Raw genomic sequence first — 23,362 nt, 5'->3', positions numbered from 1 at the left:
ATTATGATAAACAATTACGATTCGGTTGCTGCCCTAATTTTTGCAGGTGCAACCAGTTCTCAAAAAAAAGAAAACACATCGTGCACGGCTACAAAACGAAACTGGCTTTCGTTTGTAACGGTATTTGTGGCTATGTTTTGTTTTTCTATGGCACAAGGTCAAACCTATTTGACCGAAAGTTTTGAAAGCGCATGGTATCTTAATGGAGATATTAATACTGCTGCTACTAATGCAGGTCCTAATGCGCCTTCTGGATGGACTCAAACAAGATTAACTAATGCTTTTGTGCCTGTTGCTTGCGCTGCTGGAGCTCATGATTGGGGTCAATCCACATGGTCTTCTGGTACAACTTGGTCGTCGACTAGTTCTTATCCGACAGGCTGCTCTCCATATGGTGGAGCGCCAAACTCTGTTCCTGCCGGAACTAAATCCTTGTGGTTTTATGATGGTTATACAAATGGGAGTAGTACGCGATTAATTTCTAGTCCAGTTGTTGATTTATCTGTTTCTACTGCACCAGCAGTTAGTTTTTCATACTCTTATGCTGGTTCTGCTGTTGTTACCCTTGAGGGTTCATTAGATGGAGGCACAACATGGAGTACTTTATCAACAATTAGTTCTACAACATCTGGATCTTGGGTAACTAAACTAGTAGTTATTCCTTCTTCGTATAAAGTTGCTACAGCTAAATTTGGATTTAAAGTGGTTTCTTCTTATGGAAGTTATGATGTTTTTATTGACAATGTTGTTATTCGTGAGGCGGTTTTACCAATTGCTCCAATAACTTTTTCAACAACTGCATTAACCTCTGCAGGAATGACGATTAATTGGTTGGATAATTCTACTAATGAAACTGCTTTTAAAGTCTATCGTTCTACCGATAATGTAACGTTTACTCAGGTAGGTACAAACATTGCTTCTACAACAAGTGCTGGTACTGGTACTTCTTATAATCAAGTACAGACAGGTCTTTTGCCTAACACTACTTATTATTATAGAATTTCTTCAGTTTTTGAAGCTGAGTCAGCTTTTTTAACAGGTTCACAAGCTACCAATGCCTCAGGAACGTTTGTATCTGTTTTAACTGGAAATTTTGGAACAGCAGCTACTTGGGATATCAATACGGTACCTACTCAATATGATAGTGTTGTTATTAGTGCGGGACATACAGTAACCATAGATGCAACAGGTCAAGTGGCAAATAATGTTACTGTAGCAGGAACACTTACGTATGGTACAACTCCTACTTCGTTTACAGCTAATGGTAATTTAACAGTTAATACAGGCGGTGTAGTAAATGTGTTTAACGGAACAACAGGTAAAACGCTTTCGGTTGCAGGGAATATTACTAATAATGGAACAATGGATGTTTCAGTTGGAGCTACAACAGCTGGTAATTTAACGTTAAACGGAACAGCAGCACAAACGGTTTCTGGTTCTGGTACTTTTAATACGAGTGTAATTAGAAATTTAACTTTTAGTAATACGAATACTACTACGCCAAATATTATTTGGTCATTTAATAATATTAAAATTGCTTATAATCTTAATTTAACAGGTGCAAGAGTAGATATAGGAACTAATAAATTAACTTTTGGTAATGCGGCAGCTGGGAATACATTAACTGCTCCTATAGGAAGTGGTTTTTTGCCTGGTGCAACATTTGCTAGATGGTGGTCTACAACTTCAACGGGTTCTGCAATAACTGCAGGTAGTGATCCAACAAATGCTACATCTAGATATCCATTTATTACATCTACTGGTTTACAGAGAGCAATGTATCTTACTAGAACAGGTTCTACTACTGGTAACGTGGCAGGAGAATTAGCAGTTGCTTATACGGATGCTAGTACAATAACAACAGGTCTTTCAGTTGTAGATGGTGCTTATACTGTTACCGACAGATTTGATGGAAAATGGACCATTTCAAAAGATTTAAACTACTCTCATGCGGGAGCACATACCTTAGTTGCTTTTGCAAATAATGCATTCTATCCTTCCAATGGTAATTCAAGATTAATGTTAGCAAGTGCTCCATTAGCAGGAACGCATCAAAATGGTACCATTACTCCTGGATCTCAGCGTATTGGTTTAACAACAGCACAATTAATAGCAGGTGATATTTATATGGGTATTAATGCTGCAGATATCCCATTTATTTCAGTTGCAAATGGTGACTGGGAAACAGCTTCTACTTGGAATAAAAATGCGGTACCTACAGCTACAGATATAGTTTATATTGCAAACGGCACTACAGTTGCAATAAATGCTACTGCAGCGGTTTCAAATGCTATGACAATTTATGCTGGAGGAACTTTAAATGTTGCGGGTAGTACTTTAGGAGTTACAACCTCATTAACAAATAATGGAACATTAAACGTAAGTGGTGGTGCAATGTCAACTACAACTACGGTTACTAATAATTCATTATCAACAATTACAATTTCTGGTACAGGAGCATTAACGGTAGGAACAACTATGACAAATAATGGTACTGTTAATGCTAATGCAGGTAACTTAACGGTTACAGGCGGAAGTGCTACGGGTATTTCAAACTCTAGTACAGGAACATTTGTTGTTGCTGGAGGAGCAGTAAGACAGGGTCCAATAGGAGGAGGAAATACAACTTTCTCAAATTCAGGAATCTTAACAGTAAGTTCAGGTACTTTGAATATTAATGGTAATTTATCACATTCAGGTACTCAATTCAATCAAAGTGGGGGTAATATTAATTTAGACCCTAATGCAGCTGGAATTACTTCAAATAGTTCAACTAGTTCCAACTATACATTAAATCTTTCTTCATCATCTACAGGGTCATTAAATTGGACTGGCGGTACGTTAACAATTGTAGACCCACCAGCAACTGCTTCAACTTCACATTATAGTATTTATTACTATATGAATGCGCATTCAGAAGTAACTTCAGGTCATACATTACAGTTTGGAGATGGAATATCTTCAGAAGCTGGTGGTGCTGGTAATTCATTTTTAATTTATAATTATGTAGGTTCATATAAAGGAAACTGGAATAATATTATAGTTAATGGACCTGGAAGTGCGGTTACGGCATCATCTTTGAATCGTATAGTAAAGCAACAATCTTATTCAAATAATATTTATGGAAATTTAACCATTAATAATAATGGAGAGTTTGACATGAACAGCATTGGAATTGGTATAGGTAATAACTTAAATGTAAATACAGGAGGTATATTAACTGCTTCTGGTACTTTAACACTTGCAATTCCTTCTGGTACTAGTACGGTTATAAATTCAAACAATGCACAATCAATTAACGGAGGTGGAACAATAAGAAATTTAAGTACTTCTCCAACTGCTAATTTAACTGGTTTACAATTTGGTAATTCAAATTCTGGAGGGATTACTTTAAACACTCCATTATCAGTAAGTGGAACATTAACGATGTCATCAGGTATTGTTAATACAACCAATACAAATTTGTTATCTTTAGGAACGGCTACAGCAGCTGGGACTTTATCAGGTACGCCAAGTGCTACTAATATGGTAAAAGGGCCATTTGCAAGAACGATAGCTACTGCTAATGCAAATACAAATTATATACTTTTCCCAGTTGGAAAAGCAGCATACGCTCCAATTTCTATAGCGCCTGCTACAACAGCAGTAACTGTTATGAAAGCCGAGGCATTTGACTCTAATACTGGAACTCAAAATGCGGCTATTATTAACATGACAACAGGAAGAAGATGGGAAGCTCCAATAGTTTCTGGAACAGTAACAGATTTGAATGTTCGTTTAGGTGATACTGGAATTTTAGCAACAAGTATTCCAGTTCAAGCTCCTTCAGCATCAGGACAATATACAAACTCATTTGGATCGGTTGCAACAGCTGTTGCTGGAGCAACTACTCAATCTAATACTGTAGTTACAAGTGCAAATTATACAGGTTTCTTAAGTTATGCGAATTCAAATGCTTGTAGCGGAACACCTGCTCCAGGTAATACTTTAGCATCTACAAACGCAATTTGTTTAGGTACAAGTGTAACGTTAAGTTTACAAAATGCAACTTCAGGAACAGGTGTAACATATCAATGGAAATCATCAATAGACGGAATTGCTTATACAGCAATCACTGGAGCTACAAATGCAACCTTATCAGTAACTCCAAATGCTCCTTTATATTATTTATGTGATGCAACTTGTTCTGCGGGTCCATCTACTGGTACTTCAACTGTAGTCCAAATTACATTTTCTAATAGTATTACTGCTACAACTCCTGGAACTCGTTGTGGAACAGGAACGGTTAATTTAAGTGCTACACCAAGTACAGGTGCGTCTGTTAAATGGTATGCAACAGAAATTGGTGGTACTACACTTGGAAGTGGAAACTCATTTACAACACCAAGTATTGCTACAACAACTACATTCTATGTTGGTTCAGAATCTGCATCACTTGGTACTGCTCAAATTGGAAATGGAGTTACAACTTCTGGAACAAACCTTTCAGCATTTAATAATTATAGAGCAAGTGCAAAATATCATATGATATACACGGCTAGTGAATTAGTAGCTATTGGACTGAGTGCTGGTAATATTACTTCAATTGCATATAATGTAACTTCATTAGGTTCAGCGGGTACGAATGCTAATTATACAGTAAAAATTGGTACTACTACTTTGTCAACTTTTGCTAATACTACTTTTACAACCCCAACATTTACAACATGTTATGGTCCTTCAACCTATGTTCATACCGCAAATGGATGGCAAACTATAAACTTTACTACTCCATTTAATTGGGATGGTACTTCAAATATTATTATTGAAGTTAGTCATGATGGTATTGATGCATCTGCCAGCGCAAATACTTTATATACTGCTACAACAGGTAATACTGTATTGTACTCATATAATGCTAGTGATTTAAATAACACTTTATCTACAAATAGATTTAATGTATTATTTGCAGGACAAGTAGCTTGCCAATCTAATAGATTACCAGTGTTGGCTACAGTTACTACACCACCTGTATTAACTTTAAGTGCATCGACTGCAATAATATGTGAATCTGACAGTACACCTTCAATAACAGTGACTTCAACTGTTGGAGATTATAATACTTACTCTTGGTCGCCTAATAGTGGTGTAACAGGAAATGAAAGTACAGGTTGGGTGTTTAATCCATCAGTTTCTACAGTTTACACATTAACAGCTACACAAACAAGTGGTAGTTTATGTTCAACGACTGCTACATTCGCAATTACAGTGAATCCAAGACCATCTGTTATGTCAATTACTCCATCACCTGCACCAGTATGTTTGGGAACAGTCCAATCTTTGGTAGTAACTGGAGGAACGTTAAATAATGTTTCTATATTAAATGAAAATTTTAATGCATCTACTAATTCTTGGACATTATTAAATGCTTCAACAGGCGGAACACCAGCAGATGCGGAATGGACTTTAAGAAATAGTGGATATATATATTCTACTTATGGAACATTCAGTTCAAATGATGCGTCACAGTTTTATTTGTCAAATAGTGATGATCAAGGAAGCGGAGGTACAACAAATACTACCTTAATATCACCATCGTTTGCAACAACTAATTTTACAGCTGCAACAGTATCTTTTTGGCATTATTATAGATCATCTGGAACAGCAAAAGTTCAATATTCAACAGATGGAGGAACAATTTGGACAGATATTCAATCATATTCTGCAACAACAGGTGCAATAGCAGGTTTTGTTCAAGCTAATTTAGTATTACCTGCTGGTGCATTAAATCAAGCTAATGTTAAAATTAGATTTAAGTATGATGCATCTTGGGGGTATTTCTGGGCAATTGATAATGTATCTGTCTCAGGTACACAAACACAACCTGTTACATGGTTACCTATAACAAATTTATTTTCAGATGCAGCAGCAACAATACCTTATTTAGCGAATACAAATGCTTCAACAGTTTATTTCAAATCTGCAACCGCTGCTTCTGCAATCACTTATACTGCAACGACGACTACAGCATTAGGCTGTTTTAGAAGTTCTTCTGTTCAGGTTACAGTTAATGCATTACCAAACGTAGTAACAGTTGCTCCAACTAGTGTGTGCTTTGGAAGTACAGTTGATCTTACAGCATCATCGGTAACAATAGGTTCAGATTCTGGATTAACATTTACATATTTTACAAATGCTTTAGCAACTACCGCTTTAACAAATCCGAGTGCAGTAGTAACTTCTGGTACGTATTACATTAAAGGTACAAATGCCAATGGTTGTTCAGTAGTTGTGCCAGTTATAGTAACAGTCAATCCGTTGCCAGTGTTAACAATAACTGCCCCAGTAACAGTTTGTAGTCCAGCTACCGTGGATATTACAGCAAGTGCAATTACAGCAGGTTCAGATACAGGGTTAACATTAACATATTGGTCAGATAGTAATGCTACAACAGCTTTAACAACGGCTAGTGCGGTAACTACCTCTGGAACATATTACATTAAAGCAGTTAATGCAAATGGTTGTGTGAAAATTATGCCAGTAAGTGTAACAATTAATGTTACAAATGCACCAACAGGAACCGCTTCTCAAGCATTCTGTGGTTCGGCTAATTTATCTCAATTAGTAACTACAGGTACTAATATCAAATGGTACAATGCTGCTACAGGTGGTACAGAATACCCTGCTTCATTATTGCCTTTAGTTGGGTTAACAAATGGAACTATATATTATGCTTCACAAACAGTTAATGGTTGTGAAAGTACAACTAGATTTGCAGTAACAGCAGTTGTTAATCCAATTCCATCGGCACCAAATGCAACAGCTCAAACTTTCTGTAATGCAGCTTTAGTTTCTGATTTATTGCCAAACGGTTCAGCTTATACTTGGTATGATGCTTCAACAGGAGGAAACGTTGTTGTATCAACAGCTTCTATTTCTTCAGGAACTTATTATGTATCACAAACTTTTAACGGTTGTGAAAGTACAAGAACTGCAGTTACTGTTACAATTAACACAACAACTGCACCTACAGCTTCTGCACAAACATTCTGTAATAGTGCTTTAGTAGCTAATTTAGCTGCTATCGGTACAGGTTTACAATGGTATTCAGCTTCAACAGGTGGATCTGCATTAAGTGTTTCAACAGCTTTAGCTACAGGCACTTATTTTGTATCTCAAACAATAAATGGTTGTGAAAGTACAAGAACATCAGTTGTAGTTACTGTAAATGCAACAACAGCACCAACAGCAACCTCTCAAACATTCTGTTCTTCTGGAACTGTGGCCAATTTAGTTGCAACAGGTTCTAGTTTACAATGGTATTCAATACCTACTGGTGGTTCACCAATAGCTACTAATACTGCTCTTACTAGTGGAATCTATTATGTTTCGCAAACAGTTAATGGTTGTGAAAGTACTAGAACAGCTGTAAATGTTACAATATCTTCACCAGCTACACCAACGGGTGCTGCTACACAAACTATTTTTGGAGGTGTAGGACCTGATGCAACAATTGAAGATATTTCAGTATCAGGAACAAATGTAATTTGGTATCCAACTGCAGCTGATGCAGCAGCAGGAACAAATGCAATTGCAGCAGGAACTCAATTAATTAGTGGAACTACATATTACGCAGTTTCAGTTGTGGGAACTTGTAGAAGTACTCCTTTAGCAGTTACTGTAACAGTAGTGTTAGAAAACGAAAGTTTTGATATCAAATCTTTAAAATTCTATCCTAACCCAGTAATTGATATATTAACTATCAGTTATTCTAGTGAAATTACTGCTGTTCAAGTGTACGATATTAGTGGAAGACAAATTAGAAATATGAATCCAAATAGTAATTTAGTTACTGTTGATTTATCTGATTTAGCTACATCAGTTTATGTAGTAAGAGTTTTTGCTAATGATACTTCAAGTGAATTTAAAGTAGTTAAAAAATAGAAATTAACTTACAAATAAAAAAAGGGTCAATCTACACAGATTGGCCCTTTTTGTTTTATTTTAGCAAAATGAAAATGAATGTTTGTACTAGAGAACAACTTCCCATAGTTCGCGATTTAGCTTATAATATATGGCCTTCTACTTATGGTGATATATTATCTAATGCGCAATTAGAATATATGTTAGACTCGTTTTATTCCATTGCCAATTTAGAAAGGCAAATGGATAATGGTCAAGTTTTTGAATTGTTGTTTGATGAGACAAATGCTATTGGTTTTGTCGCTTATGAATTAAATTGCAACTTTGAGAATTTCAGTAAGCCATTAACTAAAATCCATAAAATTTATTTGTTACCAGAAACGCAAGGTAAAGGTTTTGGAAAATTTATGATTGATGAAGTGTCTAAAATCGCCAAAAGTAATAAACAGAAGGGCATTTATTTAAATGTTAATAAATATAATACAGCTAAATTTTTCTATGAGAAATTGGGTTTTGTTATTTCAAAAGAAGAAGTAATTGATATAGGAAATGATTACGTTATGGACGACTACGTAATGCAATATCTGTTCTAATGAAAACGTATTTGCGTTAGTGGTTGTAGCAGCATCCTTTTTATATTTTGTTGCCTTCGAGTGCCTCAGGCAACAAAATATAAAAAGATATAGCGGAAGACACGACCTGAAAGGGAACGCCCAAATAAAATTATCTATTTCGCTTGTCGTAATTTCTACTTCCGTAATTGGTTTTCTTATCTCTTAAAATACTCGCGTCTTCGGTTTTGCTTGAAGGTTCGATAAGTGTATTTAATTCTACGATTTCTTTGTCGGTTAACGGGCGGTATTTTCCAACAGGAACATCTAAAATAATATTAATAATTCGGATTCTTTTCAATGAAGTCACTTCGTAATCTAAATATTCGCACATACGACGAATTTGACGATTTAAACCTTGTGTTAATACGATTTTAAATACAAACTGACTCATTTTTTCTACTTTACATTTTTTGGTAATGGTGTCTAAAATAGGCAATCCATTGCTCATTTGATTAATGAAAGTTTCAGTAATTGGTTTGTCAACGGTAACAATATATTCTTTCTCGTGATTGTTTCTGGCGCGTAAAATTTTGTTTACAATATCGCCATCATTTGTCATAAATATTAATCCTTCACTGGCTTTGTCTAATCTTCCGATTGGGAAAACACGTTCGGGGTAATTGATATAATCTAAAATGTTGTCTGGAATATTTAAATTAGTCGTACATTCAATTCCTGCAGGTTTGTGGAAGGACAAATAAATGGGTTTTTTATTCGCGTTGGATACTAATTCGCCATTTACACGAACTTCGTCTCCTGGAGCTACTTTAGTGCCTAATTCTGGAGATTGTCCGTTGATGGTGATTCTGCCTTCTTCCAATAATCGGTCAGCCTCTCTACGAGAGCAAAATCCTGATTCTGATAAATATTTATTGATGCGTACTAATTGTTCTTCCATTAGGCAAAGGTAGTATTTTAGTTTAAATGTTTATGAGGTTATTTTGTTTATGGGGTTTATTTCATAAAAAAAATCCCAATTTACATTGGGATTTTATATTGTATGTATTGGTCTATTTTTTCGACTTTAAAACTTTCGACTTTAAGCCCTTCTACTATTTCAATTACATTTTGGCGAAAATTTTCTCCATTTTTTCTCTTTCTTCGTCAGCTAAAACACTGTCTACTAAAATACGTCCACTGTGCTCATCGGTTAAGATTTTCTTTCTACCTGCAATTTCCATTTGAGTTTGTGGTGGAATAGTAAAGAAAGAACCTGCAGACGCGCCACGCTCTATAGAAACAACTGCTAAACCGTTAACAACGCTATTTCTAATTCTGTCGTATGCCGCTAATAAACGAGTTTCAATTTTACCTCTAAAATCATTAGATTTTTCAATTAAAAAGTTTTCGTCTTTTTCGGTTTCTGCCATAATATCACTTAATTCAGCTTTTTTATGTTTTAAGTGATTTTGTTTGCTATCCAGTTTGTCTTTAGTTTGATTAACAATTTCTTTTTTGTTTTCTAAAGTAACTTTCATTTCTTTAATGTGCTTTTCTGCCAATTGAATTTCTAATTCTTGAAACTCAATTTCTTTTGATAAAGAATTAAATTCTCTATTGTTACGCACATTTTTTTGCTGTTCTGTATATTTTTTTATTGCTGCTTTGTGGTCATCAATATTGTTCTTTTTTTCTTTTGCTTGATGATCGATGTTGTTTAAATCGTCGTTTAATTTTTCTAAACGTTTAGATAATCCAGCTACTTCATCTTCTAAATCTTCAACTTCTAAAGGTAATTCTCCTCGTACGTTTCTTATTTCGTCAATTTTAGAATCAATTAATTGTAAGGCATAAATTGCTCTTAATTTTTCTTCTACGCTTAGTTCTTTTGTATTTGCCATATTGTTAAAAATATTTAACGGGATTTGTATTTAATTCTGATAAAATGATTGCAAAATTAGTGATTTTTTCTTTAAGAAAGTCAACAATATAAATTTTTGTATATCTTTCGCTTTCAAAATGACCAATATCCGCCAAAAGTAGCTTGTTTTCGGCTTCATAAAACTGATGATATTTTAAATCGGCGGTTAAAAAAGCATCGGATCCTGCTGCAATTGCATTTTTTATGGCAAAACTACCGCTTCCGCCTAAAACAGCAACTTTTTTAATTTCCGTTGTTAAAAATTGACTATGACGAATGCCACCACATACCATTTTTTCTTTGACAAATTGTAAAAAAGCGTTTGGTTTCATAGGATGCGCTAATTCGCCAATCATACCTAAACCAATATTTTGATGTTCGTTTTCGGTTTTGTAAATTTCATATGCCACTTCTTCGTACATATGATTAGCAAATAATGCCTTTAATATGTTATTTTGCAAGTGTTTTTCGAAAATTACTTCTATTTTTATTTCTTCTTCAATTTGTAAAATATGTTTTTGACCAAGTACCGGATTGCTGTTTTCATTACCTTTAAAAGAACTATTTCCAGCTGTCGTAAAACTACAATTATCATAGTTGCCAATACTACCAGCACCAGCTGCAAACAAGGCTTGTTTTACTTGGTTTTCGTTTTCAGGTTTCGTATATGTTACTAATTTATAAATGAAATTTTGTTTAGGAATTAGAACTTTAGTATTCGTTAAGCCTAAAGCATTACAGAAAATTTTATTTACTCCATTTTGATGATTATCTAATGCGGTATGAACGGCATAAATAGCAATATCATTTTTTATGGCTTTGATAATCGCTCGTTCTACATAATTTTTTCCTGTAATTTTTTTTAATCCAGAGAATAAAATAGGATGAAAACAAACTATTAAATTGCATTTTTTGGAAATGGCTTCTTCAATAACTTCTTCTAAAGCATCGTGGCAAACCAAAATACCAGTAATGTCATTAGTGTGAGCGACTAAAAGCCCAACATTGTCAAAATCTTCAGCGTATGCCAAAGGAGCCATTTCTTCAAGATGTTTTGTAATTTCAGATAATTGCATTTTTCGTTTTAGTAATTTTGTGTTTTTCAAAGATAAAAAATGCAATTGATTTTAAATATAATTTACTTGAAATTTAATTCATACGATTTTTGTACATTTGTATATCTAATTCATTTTATTATGACAACGCTAACAATAAAAATTAATGAACGCACGAAAGCTGGAAAAGCTTTTATGGCTATGTCCGAATCTTTTTTTAAAGATGTAAACGGCATTGAAATTATTAAGTTAGAAGACGATAAAAATCAGAAAGAAGAAAATTCTTATAATCCTGAGTTTGTAAAAATGGTATTGGATGCTAAAAAAAGAGGCAATTATACAACAATTGATCCAAAAGATATATGGGGAAGTTTGGGGTTAAAATAGAAGATTTAGCGAAATTTCATATAAATAAACATATTAAATCTGGAAATAAAGCCAATATAAAAAGAATTCAAAAAATTTTAGAAGAACTATCTGAAAATCCATTTGAAGGAATTGGTAATCCGGAACCTTTAAAGTATGAACTTACTGGTTTTTGGTCGAGAAGAATAAATTCAAAAGACAGACTAATTTATTTTGTTGAAGAAGAAATTGTAATCGTTTATGTGATTTCTGCTATAGGCCATTATTTAGATAAATAACTATGATTTTTTTAAGAAAATTACTTTTTCCGCTTGGAGGTGTATATTGGATAATTACCTTTATAAGAAATTGGTTATACGATTTAGGTGTTTTTCCTTCAAAATCATATGAATTACCAGTTATTGCAATAGGGAATTTAAGCGCTGGAGGAACAGGTAAAACACCTCAAACAGAATACATCATTCGATTATTGAAAGATACTTATAAAATTGCTGTTTTAAGTCGTGGTTATAAACGAAGTACAAAAGGATTTTTAATTGCCAATACAGATGTTTCCGCCACCGAATTAGGTGACGAATCGTTTCAAATGTATTCAAAATTTCCTGAAATTTCCGTTGCCGTTTGTGAAAACAGACAAATAGGAATTGAAAACTTAATTTCGAATAGCAATCCAGGTATTATTTTGTTAGATGATGCGTTTCAGCATAGAAAAGTAAAAGCAGGTTTTAATATATTATTAACGGCTTACGATGAGTTGTTTTCAGATGATTTTATTTTGCCTTTTGGGAATTTACGAGAAAGTGCCATTGGTAAAAAGCGCGCCAATGTAGTTGTTGTAACAAAATGCCCTCAAAATATTTCAGATAAAAACAAAGATGAAGTAAAAACAAAATTAAACGTAAATGTCCCAGTTTTTTTTACTTCTATTGACTACGATTCTAAAGTATTTAGTACTGAAAATAGTATTTCGGTTTCAGATATACTTTCTAAAGAAAAAGTTATTGTTGTAGGAATTGCAAAGCCAAATTATTTTATTGATTATTTAAATTCTGGTACTGATAAAGTTATGATATATCCAGACCATCATAATTTTTCAGAAGCGGAAATTTCAGAAATAAATGAATTGTCAAAAGATAAAATTATTGTTACTACAGAAAAGGATTTTATGCGTTTAAACGGAAAAATAAACTCGAGTAACTTGTTTTATTTACCTATTCAATCTAAATTTATCTCAGATAAAGAACAATTTGATGCATTAATAAGTAATTGGGTAAAAAGTTATACTACGTAATCACTTATAACGCTATAAAAATACTCTGGATTAAAAGGTTTAGTAATTACTTCATTCATCCCAAAAGATAGCAACGTTTCTTTGTTTTCGTTTAACGAAATTGCGGTTAATGCTATAATTGGAGTTGTTGTATCAAATTTTCTAATTTCTGCTGTAGCTTCTGTTCCATTAATTCCTGTTAAGTGAACGTCCATTAAAACCAAATCAAAGGTGTTATTTTGCATTTCAACAATTGCCTCTTCGCCGTTGTCAATTATAGTACAAATCATACCTTTATTTTCCACCATTTTTTTAGTAATCATTTGGTTGATTTTGTTGTCTTCAACCAATAAAACGGTTTTGTTTTTTAAATTGTCGTAAGAAGTAACTTTCTTTTTCTCGTGATTTAAAATAATTTCGGCATTTGATTTTCCGAAATTTAAATCGAAATACAATTTTGTTCCTTCGTTTACTTTACTTTCTAAATGAATTTCACTGCCTAATAATTCAATAATTTTCTTAACAATTGAAAGTCCTAAACCCGTTCCGCCATACGTTCTGTTTATTTCTACTGAACCTTGCGAAAAACTATCGAAAATATTTGCGATTTTGTCTTCTGGTATTCCGATTCCGTTATCTTGAATTATGAAATTCAAAGTTACCGTATCATTCTCTTCTTTTATGGTTTTTACCGAAAGCGTAACCTTGCCGTTTTTAGTGAATTTAATAGAATTATTGATTAAATTTATTAAAATCTGTGATAATTTTGTAGGATCGCCAAGTAAATTTTTGTGATTTTCTAAATCTAAATCTAATCTAAAATCAATATTGTTTTGTTCAATAAAACCATTGAACGATTCACGAATATTTTGAATTAATTCTTCTAAATTGAAATTAATTCGCTCAATATGTATAGTGTTCGATTCCAATCTGTTTATCTCCAAAATATCATTAATAAAACTTAAAAGATAATTTCCAGAAAACTCTAACGATTTTAAATAATTTAATTGTGTCGATTTTGGATTTTCTTGTAAAAGCAAATGCGTAATTCCGTTTATAGCATTTAATGGCGTTCGTAACTCGTGACTTACCGTAGATAAAAACTCCGAACGGGCATTTGATGCGAGCTCTGCTTTTTCTTTTTGTTCAGTTAATTCTTCGTTTTTTTCTTGTAAAAGTTTATTCGTAACGGTTCTAATTTTATTGTTCTTGTATAAAGAAAAACTTAGTAATGATAAAATGGCAATTAATACAATGCTCATTATACTTATCAGTTTGTTAAACCGAATGGATTTTAATTGGTCGTTTTTTTCTTTTTCCAGTTTTTCAACAATTTCTAACTGATTGTCGTGCTCTTTTTTATTGATAAGTAAATCCGTATTGGCAAGACTTGAGTTGTTTTTAATCTCATTTAAAGTTAAAAATTCTTTTAAATAAAAATTGGATAATTTATAATCTTCTTGTTTTTCACTAATTAAAATAAGGTTGTTTAATATTTTCTTTTTAGAAATTCCGACCGTATTATTTTCTACTAATTTTAATGCTTTTTTTGAGAAATCTAATGCTTTTTCATACTCTTCCTGCGAATAATAAATTTTACTAAGCTGATAAAGCGCTTCAATTTTACTTGGTTCTACATCTCTGCTCGTATTGGCAATATTATCAAACACAAGAATGGCTTCTTCTAAATTATTGTTGGCTTTTAAAGTTAACCCTTTCTGAAGTTCAATTAATACTAAAGTATTGTTTGAATTGATTGCATTGTAAATGGAATACGATTTGTTGAAATATAATTTTGCAATCTTAAAATTCCTTTTTTCTAAATATAAGGTTCCTAATGCGTAGTTGATTTTAGCGACTTTAGAAGTACGAACTTGATTGATTTCATAGTAATTAGAACATTTTATGAAGTTAACAATAGCTTCATTAAAATTATTGGTTTCTAAATACAAGCTTCCTAAAAAATAGTAACAATCATATAGTTTTTCTTGATTTTTGTATGCTTTAGAATACTCAATAGCTTTCTGAGCGTACTTTATGGCGTCTTTTGAATTGTATTTTTCTTCAAAAGAATAATTGGCTAATTCTAAAAAATAGGTAATGCTATCAGTTTTGTTTTCCTTTGTCTGAGAAAAAGTAAATAGTGAGAAAAAAGTAAGTAGAAAAAGGAGTTTTTTCATTATTTAGTATTCAAAACCTATATTAATATTGTTAAAATTAGTATTTATTTTTCGATAAAAAAAGAATTAAATCAATTATACGAGAAGAATATCCAATTTCATTATCATACCAACCCACAATTTTAACCATTTTATCAATTACAGAAGTAAGTTGCGCATCAAATACACACGAATTTTTATTACCGATAATATCTACCGATACAATTGGGTCTTCGGTATAGGCTAAAATATTTTTTAATTTGTTTTCAGATGCATTTTTAAAGGCTAAATTAATTTCCTCGATAGTAACTTTTCGGTTTACATTAAATGTAATATCGGTTAACGAACCGTCAGGCACGGGAACTCGAATTCCACATCCGCCAATTTTTCCGTCCAATTCCGGAAAAATTTTTGTTATTGCTTTTGCAGCGCCAGTTGTAGTTGGAATTATAGATTGCGAAGCACCTCGTGCACGTCTTAAATCTTTATGAGGTTGGTCGTGCAAACTTTGGTCGGTAGTGTAGGAGTGAACCGTGGTAATATATGCTTGTTCAATACCACATAATTCTTGTATGATTTTAAGCATTGGTGCTGCGTTATTTGTAGTGCAGCTGGCATTGGATATGATAGTTTCCGAACCATCTAAAATATGTTCATTAACACCTAAAACAACAGTTTTTATTGTTTCATCTTCTGGAGGCGCAGATAAAATTACTTTTTTCGCACCAGCTAAAATATGTAAACCAGCAGTTTCTGAAGTTTTAAATTTTCCGGTCGACTCAATAACAAAATCGATATTTAGGTTTTTCCAAGGTAATTTAGAAATATCACTTTCGTGGAAAAATTGAAATTTTAAATCGTCAATTAATAACGTTTCATTTTCGGATGAAATAGAATGTTGTAAAACACCGTGAATGCTATCATATTTCAATAAATGACTCATAGTTTTTATATCCGCAATGTCATTTACAGCAACAACTTCTATGTTAGGATGATTTAGTAATAATCGGAATACATTTCTTCCAATTCTACCAAAACCATTAATAGCGACACGTATTTTCATTTTTTAGGTTGTTTGTTTATTTGTTAATTCGATTGGTTGTTAAAAAGTTTTACTTCTAAACAAAAAACAAATAACCGAATAAACTATTTTAGTGAATATGTTTTTCAGCATGATACGAAGAACGCACTAACGGACCACTCTCTACATGAATAAAACCTAATTCTTTGCCTATTTTTTCGTATTTTTCAAATTGTTCTGGTGTGATGAATTCTTTTACGGGTAAATGTTTTTTACTTGGCTGTAAATACTGGCCAATAGTCACTACATCTACTTTCGCATCTCTTAAATCATGTAAAGTCTGAATAACTTCTTCTTCTGTTTCGCCAAGTCCAAGCATAATTCCCGATTTTGTTCGGTTTAAACCTTGTTCTTTTAAATATTTTAAAACGGCTAAGCTTTTATCGTATTTTGCTTGAATACGTACTTCGCGTGTTAATCTTCTTACTGTTTCAATATTATGTGAAACCACTTCTGGAGCCACTTCAATAATTTTGTCCAAATGCGATTCACTACCTTGAAAATCTGGAATTAGCGTTTCTAAAGTGGTTTTCGGATTCATTCTTCGTATGGCTTTTACAGTTTCCGCCCAAATAATGGTGCCCATATCTTTCAAATCGTCTCGGTCAACACTTGTAATAACAGCGTGTTTGATATTCATAATTTTAATGGAACGAGCCACTTTTTCTGGTTCTTCCCAGTCTACATTTTCAGGACGACCTGTTTTTACGCCACAAAATCCGCAAGAACGGGTGCAAATATTTCCTAAAATCATAAATGTTGCGGTTCCTTCTCCCCAACATTCTCCCATATTCGGACAACTACCAGAAGCGCAAATGGTATTTAATTTGTATTTGTCAACCAAACCTCTAAGTTCAGTATATTTTTGTCCAACGGGTAATTTTACGCGTAACCATTTTGGTTTTGGAGTAGGAGGAAATACGCTTTCTGTTGCCATAATTTGAATATAAAATCTACCGCAAATATACAAAACGCATTAAAAACAAATCCTATTTTAAAGTGTTATTTTTCAATTGTAACATATTGCTAACTTTTGTTTAATTATTTTGATTTTAGAACTATTTTTAATCAAAAAACCACATAATGTAAGTGTTATGTGGTCTTTAAAATTTAATAAAATTAAGCTATTTCTATTCTGTTTCAAGTAGGTTAATTTGAATTGGAAGTCTTTTTTCGCTTCTTACCACTTCGCCATTTACGAGACCTGGTGTCCATTTCTTTTTCATAGATGTTAAAACTCTAATTGCTTCTTTTTCTAATGCTTTATCTCCTTTACTTACCATTCTGATATCGGTCATTGATCCATCTTTTTCTATCACAAAAATCATTTCAATAAACAATACGTCTTGATCAAACGAATTTGGAACTTTGTAGTTTTCAGCAATAAAAGTTCTGAACATATTAATTCCTCCTGGGAAACTCGCTTCAGAACCTAATACGCCTTTATATACACTTGTACCAGTTCCACTTCCTGGCGTAGTTGTTGTAATTGGAGTAGTAGAAGTGCCTAACGGATTTCCAACAGGTCCAGGATTCCCATTTTCGCTACCATTTGGATTAAATGGTGTAGAAGGATCAGGGTTTTTGGGTTCAACAATAGGTTTTACTTCTGTTCTATCCACAACAACTGGTGGAACTTTATCGGGTGTTAGATTTAATTTTGGTTTATCCGTTCCTTTAGTTTGAATTGCTTTTTCTGTTGGAACTTTAGGTGTAAATTTTACGATTGTTACAATTGGTGGCAACACATTAGGTTCTGGTTTTACTATTGGTTTAGTTTCAGGAGTTGTAAATGAAAACAATCCAATCCCAAAAGCTATAAACCCGAAAGTTAACAACATTGCTTTTATAGTCGTTGCGTCACTTTCTTTTCTTAATTGGTAAGCACCGTATGCTTTGTTTCTGTTTTCGAAAGCTACTTCAAGCCAGCTATCGTTTTGTACATTGAAGTTTGACATAATATATAGTTTTAAGGGTTACAACTTGTGTATAATTTAAACTATATGAAATAATCGTGCCAAAAAATCAGGTTTTGGACTATAAAGAAGATTTATTGTTATTTATGGATAATAATTTCTGCTAATAATTTTTTAGCTCGAAGCAATTTTATTTTGATGTTGTTAAGCGGTTCGTTCAATTGTTCTGCCATATCTTGATAGCTCATTTCTTGAAAGTAACGCAATTGAATAACTTCTTGATACGCAGGTTTTAATTGCTTAATTTGTTGTAGTAATTGCGATAAGTTTTGTTCGGTAATTAATTTATCTTCAATTGTTGGAGTATTGTCTAAAACTTGATTGGCCAAACTGTCTTCTTCATCCGTAATTTCTAAAAACAATGTAGACTTTTTTTTGCGAAGCATATCAATATGAGCGTTTTTGGCAATGGCAATTAACCAAGTATTGAAACCAAATTCAGGGTTATATGTACTTATTTTATCAAATGCTTTAGCAAAAGTTTCAATTACGATATCTTCTGTATCTGTTTCGTTTTCGGTACGTTTTAGCATATATCCATACACTTCATTCCAATAAAAATCGAGAAGAAAAGTAAAAGCCACTTGATCGCCAAGTTTTGCTTTTTGAATGTTTTTGAGTATTTTTTCTTGTTTTACTTCCAATGTTCTGGTTTGTGTATCAAATTGGTAAAAGCCACTCTGATTTGAGTTATTAGTATAATAATTTCAAAAATTGGATACCAAACAATAATATCTTTTTCTTTTAATTTAGCTGCGCCATAACCAAAAACTATCCAGTTAAAAGCGTATCTAAAACCTAAAACGCTTGATACAATAATCCAATTATATTGGAAAGATAGTAAAATTATGGCCAAAATAATACAAAATAGTTGTGAAATGAAATACAATCCAAGTTGCAGCTTGTCAAAACTTTTATAATGTTTTTTGGTTGAGGTTTCTTTTCTTTTCTGATTTAACCATTCTTTAAAAGTTGTTTTTGGTTCAGAATAAGTGAAACTTTCTGGACTATAACAAATGGTTGTATTGCTTGCATTTGCAGCTTCGTTAATGAACAAATCGTCTTCCCCAGAGCGCACTCGAATGTGATTGATAAATCCGTTTACGTTGAAAAATTCTGATTTTTTATACGCCAAATTTCTACCAATTCCCATATAAGGTTTTCCGATTTTTGCCCAAGAAAAATATTGTATGGCAACAATAACCGCGTCAAAACGAATTATTTTATTTAATACAGAACCTTTAATTTTATTATATGCACCATATCCTAAAACGATTGTTTTTTTGAATGAAAAGTGCGAGGTCATTTCTAAAATCCAGTTTTCAGATGTAATGCGACAATCAGCATCTGTAAACAATAAATATTCGTTTTTTGCAGCTTTTATTCCTAAGGTTAATGCAAATTTTTTATTTCCCCAGAAGGCTTCATTGTTTTTTACTTTGACTAATTTAACAAAAGAATATTGTTTTTCGTATGCTTCAAATAAGTCTAATGTTTCGTCGTTAGACGCATCATCAATAAGTACTAATTCGTAATTTGGATAATTTTGAGTAACTAAAACAGGAAGTTGAATTACTAAATTTTCATATTCGTTTTTTGCCCAAACAATTACAGAAACAGGTACGCTTTTTGGAGTTTCTTTTTTAGGTTTCACAAATGAAAAACGACTAAAAACAAACGATTGATAAACGAATTGAACGGCGAAAAAAACTAAAAATGCAATAAAAAGTATAAATAATGTTGTTTCCATATTCTTTTTAAAAGTTGTGCAAAGGTAACTTTTTTTTGTTTAAATTTCGTTGGTATTAATGTTTAGAGGCTCAGACTTTATTTTGATTTTTAAATCTTTTTCTAAATTTTGAAAACCAGGCCAATGGTAGCAACTGAAAGAAAATGATTTTTTCTGATTTTGATGAGATACTTCAATTAATGAATTACTACTTGAAATACATATTATGTTGGGTTTAATGTCTTTTAAGTTTTCAAATTCTTTTAAAAATTTTTTTAATATAAAAATTTTTTTCTCACTCAATCTTTTGGTTTTAGAATTGTATTTTAAAAATAATTTATCTTTTTTTCGAATTATTAATACTTCAAATTTACCTGAATTGAAACAACCACTAAAAGAATAACTTAATTTAATTTCTTCATTATTCTTTAATTTGTCCAAAATTGAATTTGTAGAATTAAGTATATTTTCTTCTAATTCATCTACACAAATTACAAACGAATCTGCATTTACTGCTTTTTTTATAGAAATTATCTCTGATTTCTTTTTTCCGAAAAAAGTATTTGCAATAATGTAATAATTACCTTCAGGTATATTTTTATATTGTTTAAAACCTAAAATATCAGTTTTACTGTTTTCTACTAAGCTGTCATTCTTGTATAATGAGAATTCGGAAAATTGTTCAATACTTGATTCAATTTCTTTGCAAGAACGAATATGAACAGAAAGTATGTTTTGACCATTGCTCAAAAATGTAGAAAGTAAAACTAATAATATATATTTCATTTTTTTAAAATTTAACTTCGTAAATTGTAAATCCCAATTCGTAAATTAAATCACATTTACTTCTGCCTCAATATGAATCCCGTATTTTTCAAAAATAGTTTTTTGGATATTTTGCGCAACGTTCCAAATTTCATTTCCTGTTGCGTTTCCGTAATTCACTAAAACTAAAGCTTGTTTGGTATGAATTCCAGCATCTCCGAAACGCTTCCCTTTAAAACCAGCTTGCTCAATAAGCCAACCCGCAGGCACTTTTACAAGTGTTTCTGAAACTGGATAATGTGGCATATCTGGATAATTCGCTTTGGCTTTTTCGTAAACTTCAATCGGAACAATCGGATTTTTAAAGAAACTTCCGCTATTTCCTAATTCTGCCGGATTGGGTAATTTACTTTCACGAATGGCGATTACGGCTTTACTAACCTCTTGAATGGTTGGGTTTTTGATGCCCATATTTTCTAATTCAACATCAATTGCTCCATATGATGTATTTAGTTTGTGATTCTTTTTTGTAAGTTTAAAAACAACCGATACAATTACGTATTGGTTCTTTAAATCAGCTTTAAAAACACTTTCTCTATAACCAAATTTACAAGCAGCTTTGTCAAAAGTGGTAATTTCTTGTGTGTCAATTTTCATCGCTTCACACGACACAAATGTATCTTTAATTTCCACACCATATGCACCAATATTCTGAATTGGAGTAGCGCCAACATTTCCAGGAATTAAAGATAAATTTTCAATTCCACCATAATTGTGTTTGATACAATATTTTACAAATTCGTGCCAAACTTCCCCAGCATTTCCTTTTACCCAAACAAACTCGTCATTTTCCTCTACAACTTCAATGCCTTTGTTATTAATGTGTATCACGAATGCATCGACATTTTGAGTTAAAAGCATATTGCTTCCACCACCTAAAATAAACAGTTTTTTTTCTTGATTTTCTTTTAAAACGCGTGCCAAATCCGAAATTGAATTCACTTCACAAAATTCTGATGCAAACGCTTCAATGCCAAAAGTGTTGTATTTTTTTAACGATTGTTGTTGTACGATATTCATATTTTTTTATTTTTTAACACATAGATTTTGATTTTGCTATGTGTATTAAAAGTAGCTTCGCTAAACATAGAAATCATAGAGAATTCTAGAAAAACTATGTGCCTATGTGTTTTAATTATAAAGCTTTTCTCAATTCTTCTTCGCTAACAAATTCATTTTTAAAGAACGTTTGTTTTCCGTTTTTAACTACAATTACAACAGGTAAACCTTGGTAGCCTAATGCGTTAAATAATGATTTGTTTTTATCAGCATCAATTCTGTGAATGATTACTTTGTCAGCTAATTCTTTGCTAATTTTATCTAAATAAGGTCCCATTTTTTTACAAGGTCCACACCATTCTGCATAAAAATCAATTACAACCGTTTTATCTGAAATCATTAGTTTATTGTAATCTTCTTGTGTTATACCAGACCAAACGCCATTAGTTTTTGGGTTTGATTTTTCCCAAGCCATATAACCGCCATCTAATTCGATAATATTTTTAAAGCCCAATTCCACTAAATGATTGGCTGCTTTTTTACTTCTTCCTCCACTTAAGCAATATACAAAAACAGGTTTTGATTTGTCTAAATTTGCGACTTGTGTATCAAAAGAATCTCCATTCCAATCTACGTTTTTAGCATCTGCAATTTTTCCATTTGCATATTCGCCTGGTGTTCTAACATCTAAAATTTGTGCATCATCTGTTTTTGTAATAGTTGCTTTAAATTCAGTTGCATCTACACTTTTAAAATTTTGACTATTGATACAGCTAATTGATAAGGTAAGGATTGCTGTTGCGATAATTGATTTTAAGTTTTTCATTTTTATTAATTGTTACGCAAAGATTCACGAAGAAATCGCAAAGTTTCGCAGAGTTTTTTTTATCCTATAAATTGTCTAAATATCTGAATATCTAAAATCTGAAAATCTAAATATTAAATATTTTATAGCTTTTATGTGTCTGTTTTATAATGTTTTCGGTTCTTTCGGGATGTGTGTCGGAAATAAAAATTTGCCCAAATACATCATCGTTTACCATATTCACAATTTGTTGTACTCTAAATGCATCTAACTTGTCAAAGATATCATCAAAAAGTAAAATCGGCAATGTTTTTGTGTGTTTTTTAATGAAATCAAACTGCGCTAATTTCAAAGCAATTAAAAATGATTTTTGTTGTCCTTGCGATCCGAATTTTTTAATCGGAAAACCAGCGATGTTGAATAAAACATCATCTTTATGAATCCCGCAAGTGGTATATTGCGTAATTCTGTCTTTTTGAAGATTTTGAATTAGTAAAGTCTCCAAATTGTAATCATGAAGTTGACTTTCGTATTCAATAGTTACTTTTTCTGCATTTTCTGAAATAACTTCATATAATTCTTGAAAAACAGGGATGAATTTTTCTAAAAAATCTTTTCTCTTGGTAAAAATTAGTTGTCCAAATTCCGATAATTGCTCGTTGTAAATATTCAAATTGTCTGCGTCAAAAACCTGATTTAAAGCAAAATACTTCAATAAAG

At 32.2% G+C, this 23,362-nt stretch carries 17 protein-coding genes and 1 pseudogene; 5 read left to right on the top strand and 13 right to left on the bottom strand.

Annotated elements, in window-relative coordinates:
- The first annotated feature begins 3 nt into the window (after positions 1-3).
- Complete coding sequence (locus KA468_RS01285) at positions 4-7,923, top strand: T9SS type A sorting domain-containing protein (protein ID WP_291241148.1); 7,920 nt, start codon at positions 4-6, stop codon at positions 7,921-7,923.
- A gap of 68 nt (positions 7,924-7,991) precedes the next feature.
- Entirely contained in the window at positions 7,992-8,495 is a 504-nt protein-coding gene (locus KA468_RS01280; RefSeq protein WP_291241147.1) for a GNAT family N-acetyltransferase, read from the top strand.
- 130 nt (positions 8,496-8,625) lie between these two features.
- On the opposite strand, the gene rluF is transcribed toward KA468_RS01280, so the two are convergent.
- The 3 genes from rluF to KA468_RS01265 form a co-directional block, all read right to left on the bottom strand.
- Entirely contained in the window at positions 8,626-9,414 is a 789-nt protein-coding gene (rluF, locus tag KA468_RS01275) for a 23S rRNA pseudouridine(2604) synthase RluF (protein WP_291241146.1), read from the bottom strand.
- A gap of 163 nt (positions 9,415-9,577) precedes the next feature.
- A complete protein-coding gene (locus tag KA468_RS01270; RefSeq protein WP_291241145.1) occupies positions 9,578-10,357 on the bottom strand; it encodes a hypothetical protein in 780 nt (259 codons plus the stop codon).
- 4 nt (positions 10,358-10,361) lie between these two features.
- The gene (locus tag KA468_RS01265) at positions 10,362-11,453 is read right to left on the bottom strand and encodes a Nif3-like dinuclear metal center hexameric protein (protein ID WP_291241144.1); all 1,092 of its coding nucleotides are present in this window, start codon (positions 11,451-11,453) and stop codon (positions 10,362-10,364) included.
- 120 nt (positions 11,454-11,573) lie between these two features.
- On the opposite strand from KA468_RS01265, the gene KA468_RS01260 reads away from it, so the two are divergent.
- Genes KA468_RS01260 through lpxK form a run of 3 tightly spaced genes read left to right on the top strand, consistent with a single transcriptional unit; the run spans position 11,574 to position 13,089 of the window.
- Positions 11,574-11,819, top strand: a complete 246-nt coding sequence (locus KA468_RS01260) for a DUF2683 family protein (RefSeq protein WP_291241143.1) — start codon at positions 11,574-11,576, stop codon at positions 11,817-11,819.
- Complete coding sequence (locus KA468_RS01255; RefSeq protein ID WP_291241142.1) at positions 11,795-12,076, top strand: Txe/YoeB family addiction module toxin; 282 nt, start codon at positions 11,795-11,797, stop codon at positions 12,074-12,076. The genes KA468_RS01260 and KA468_RS01255 overlap by 25 nt, the downstream gene beginning before the upstream one ends.
- Positions 12,077-12,078: 2 nt before the next feature.
- The gene (lpxK, locus tag KA468_RS01250) at positions 12,079-13,089 is read left to right on the top strand and encodes a tetraacyldisaccharide 4'-kinase (RefSeq protein ID WP_291241141.1); all 1,011 of its coding nucleotides are present in this window, start codon (positions 12,079-12,081) and stop codon (positions 13,087-13,089) included.
- On the opposite strand, the gene KA468_RS01245 is transcribed toward lpxK, so the two are convergent.
- From KA468_RS01245 to KA468_RS01200, 10 genes and pseudogenes are all read right to left on the bottom strand, one after another.
- Positions 13,077-15,248 (bottom strand): ATP-binding protein, encoded by a 2,172-nt coding sequence (locus KA468_RS01245; RefSeq protein WP_291241140.1) that lies wholly within the window; start codon positions 15,246-15,248, stop codon positions 13,077-13,079. The two genes, lpxK and KA468_RS01245, sit on opposite strands and share 13 nt — an antisense overlap.
- Positions 15,249-15,285: 37 nt before the next feature.
- Positions 15,286-16,290, bottom strand: a complete 1,005-nt coding sequence (gene gap / locus KA468_RS01240) for a type I glyceraldehyde-3-phosphate dehydrogenase (protein ID WP_291241139.1) — start codon at positions 16,288-16,290, stop codon at positions 15,286-15,288.
- Between the two features lie 88 nt (positions 16,291-16,378).
- Positions 16,379-17,245, bottom strand: coding sequence for a lipoyl synthase (lipA, locus tag KA468_RS01235; RefSeq protein WP_291241138.1), 867 nt, complete (start codon positions 17,243-17,245; stop codon positions 16,379-16,381).
- 193 nt (positions 17,246-17,438) lie between these two features.
- On the bottom strand, positions 17,439-18,266 hold the full coding sequence (locus KA468_RS01230) for an energy transducer TonB (RefSeq protein WP_291241137.1): 828 nt from the start codon (positions 18,264-18,266) through the stop codon (positions 17,439-17,441).
- 98 nt (positions 18,267-18,364) lie between these two features.
- Entirely contained in the window at positions 18,365-18,928 is a 564-nt protein-coding gene (locus KA468_RS01225) for a sigma-70 family RNA polymerase sigma factor (RefSeq protein ID WP_291241136.1), read from the bottom strand.
- The gene (locus KA468_RS01220) at positions 18,919-20,034 is read right to left on the bottom strand and encodes a glycosyltransferase (protein WP_291241135.1); all 1,116 of its coding nucleotides are present in this window, start codon (positions 20,032-20,034) and stop codon (positions 18,919-18,921) included. Before KA468_RS01220 ends, KA468_RS01225 begins: the two co-directional genes overlap by 10 nt.
- A 39-nt stretch (positions 20,035-20,073) precedes the next feature.
- Entirely contained in the window at positions 20,074-20,799 is a 726-nt protein-coding gene (locus KA468_RS01215) for a hypothetical protein (protein WP_291241134.1), read from the bottom strand.
- 45 nt (positions 20,800-20,844) lie between these two features.
- A complete protein-coding gene (murB, locus tag KA468_RS01210) occupies positions 20,845-21,858 on the bottom strand; it encodes a UDP-N-acetylmuramate dehydrogenase (protein WP_291241133.1) in 1,014 nt (337 codons plus the stop codon).
- Positions 21,859-21,973: 115 nt separating this feature from the next.
- Positions 21,974-22,663, bottom strand: coding sequence for a thioredoxin domain-containing protein (locus tag KA468_RS01205; RefSeq protein WP_291241132.1), 690 nt, complete (start codon positions 22,661-22,663; stop codon positions 21,974-21,976).
- Positions 22,664-22,769: 106 nt separating this feature from the next.
- A pseudogene (locus KA468_RS01200) lies at positions 22,770-23,362 on the bottom strand (DNA replication and repair protein RecF); the annotation flags it as partial.

Source organism: Flavobacterium sp. (genome assembly GCF_017985075.1).
Taxonomy (GTDB): domain Bacteria; phylum Bacteroidota; class Bacteroidia; order Flavobacteriales; family Flavobacteriaceae; genus Flavobacterium.
Note: the sequence above shows the minus strand (reverse complement) of the source record. Positions and strands in the feature narration are given on the sequence as shown.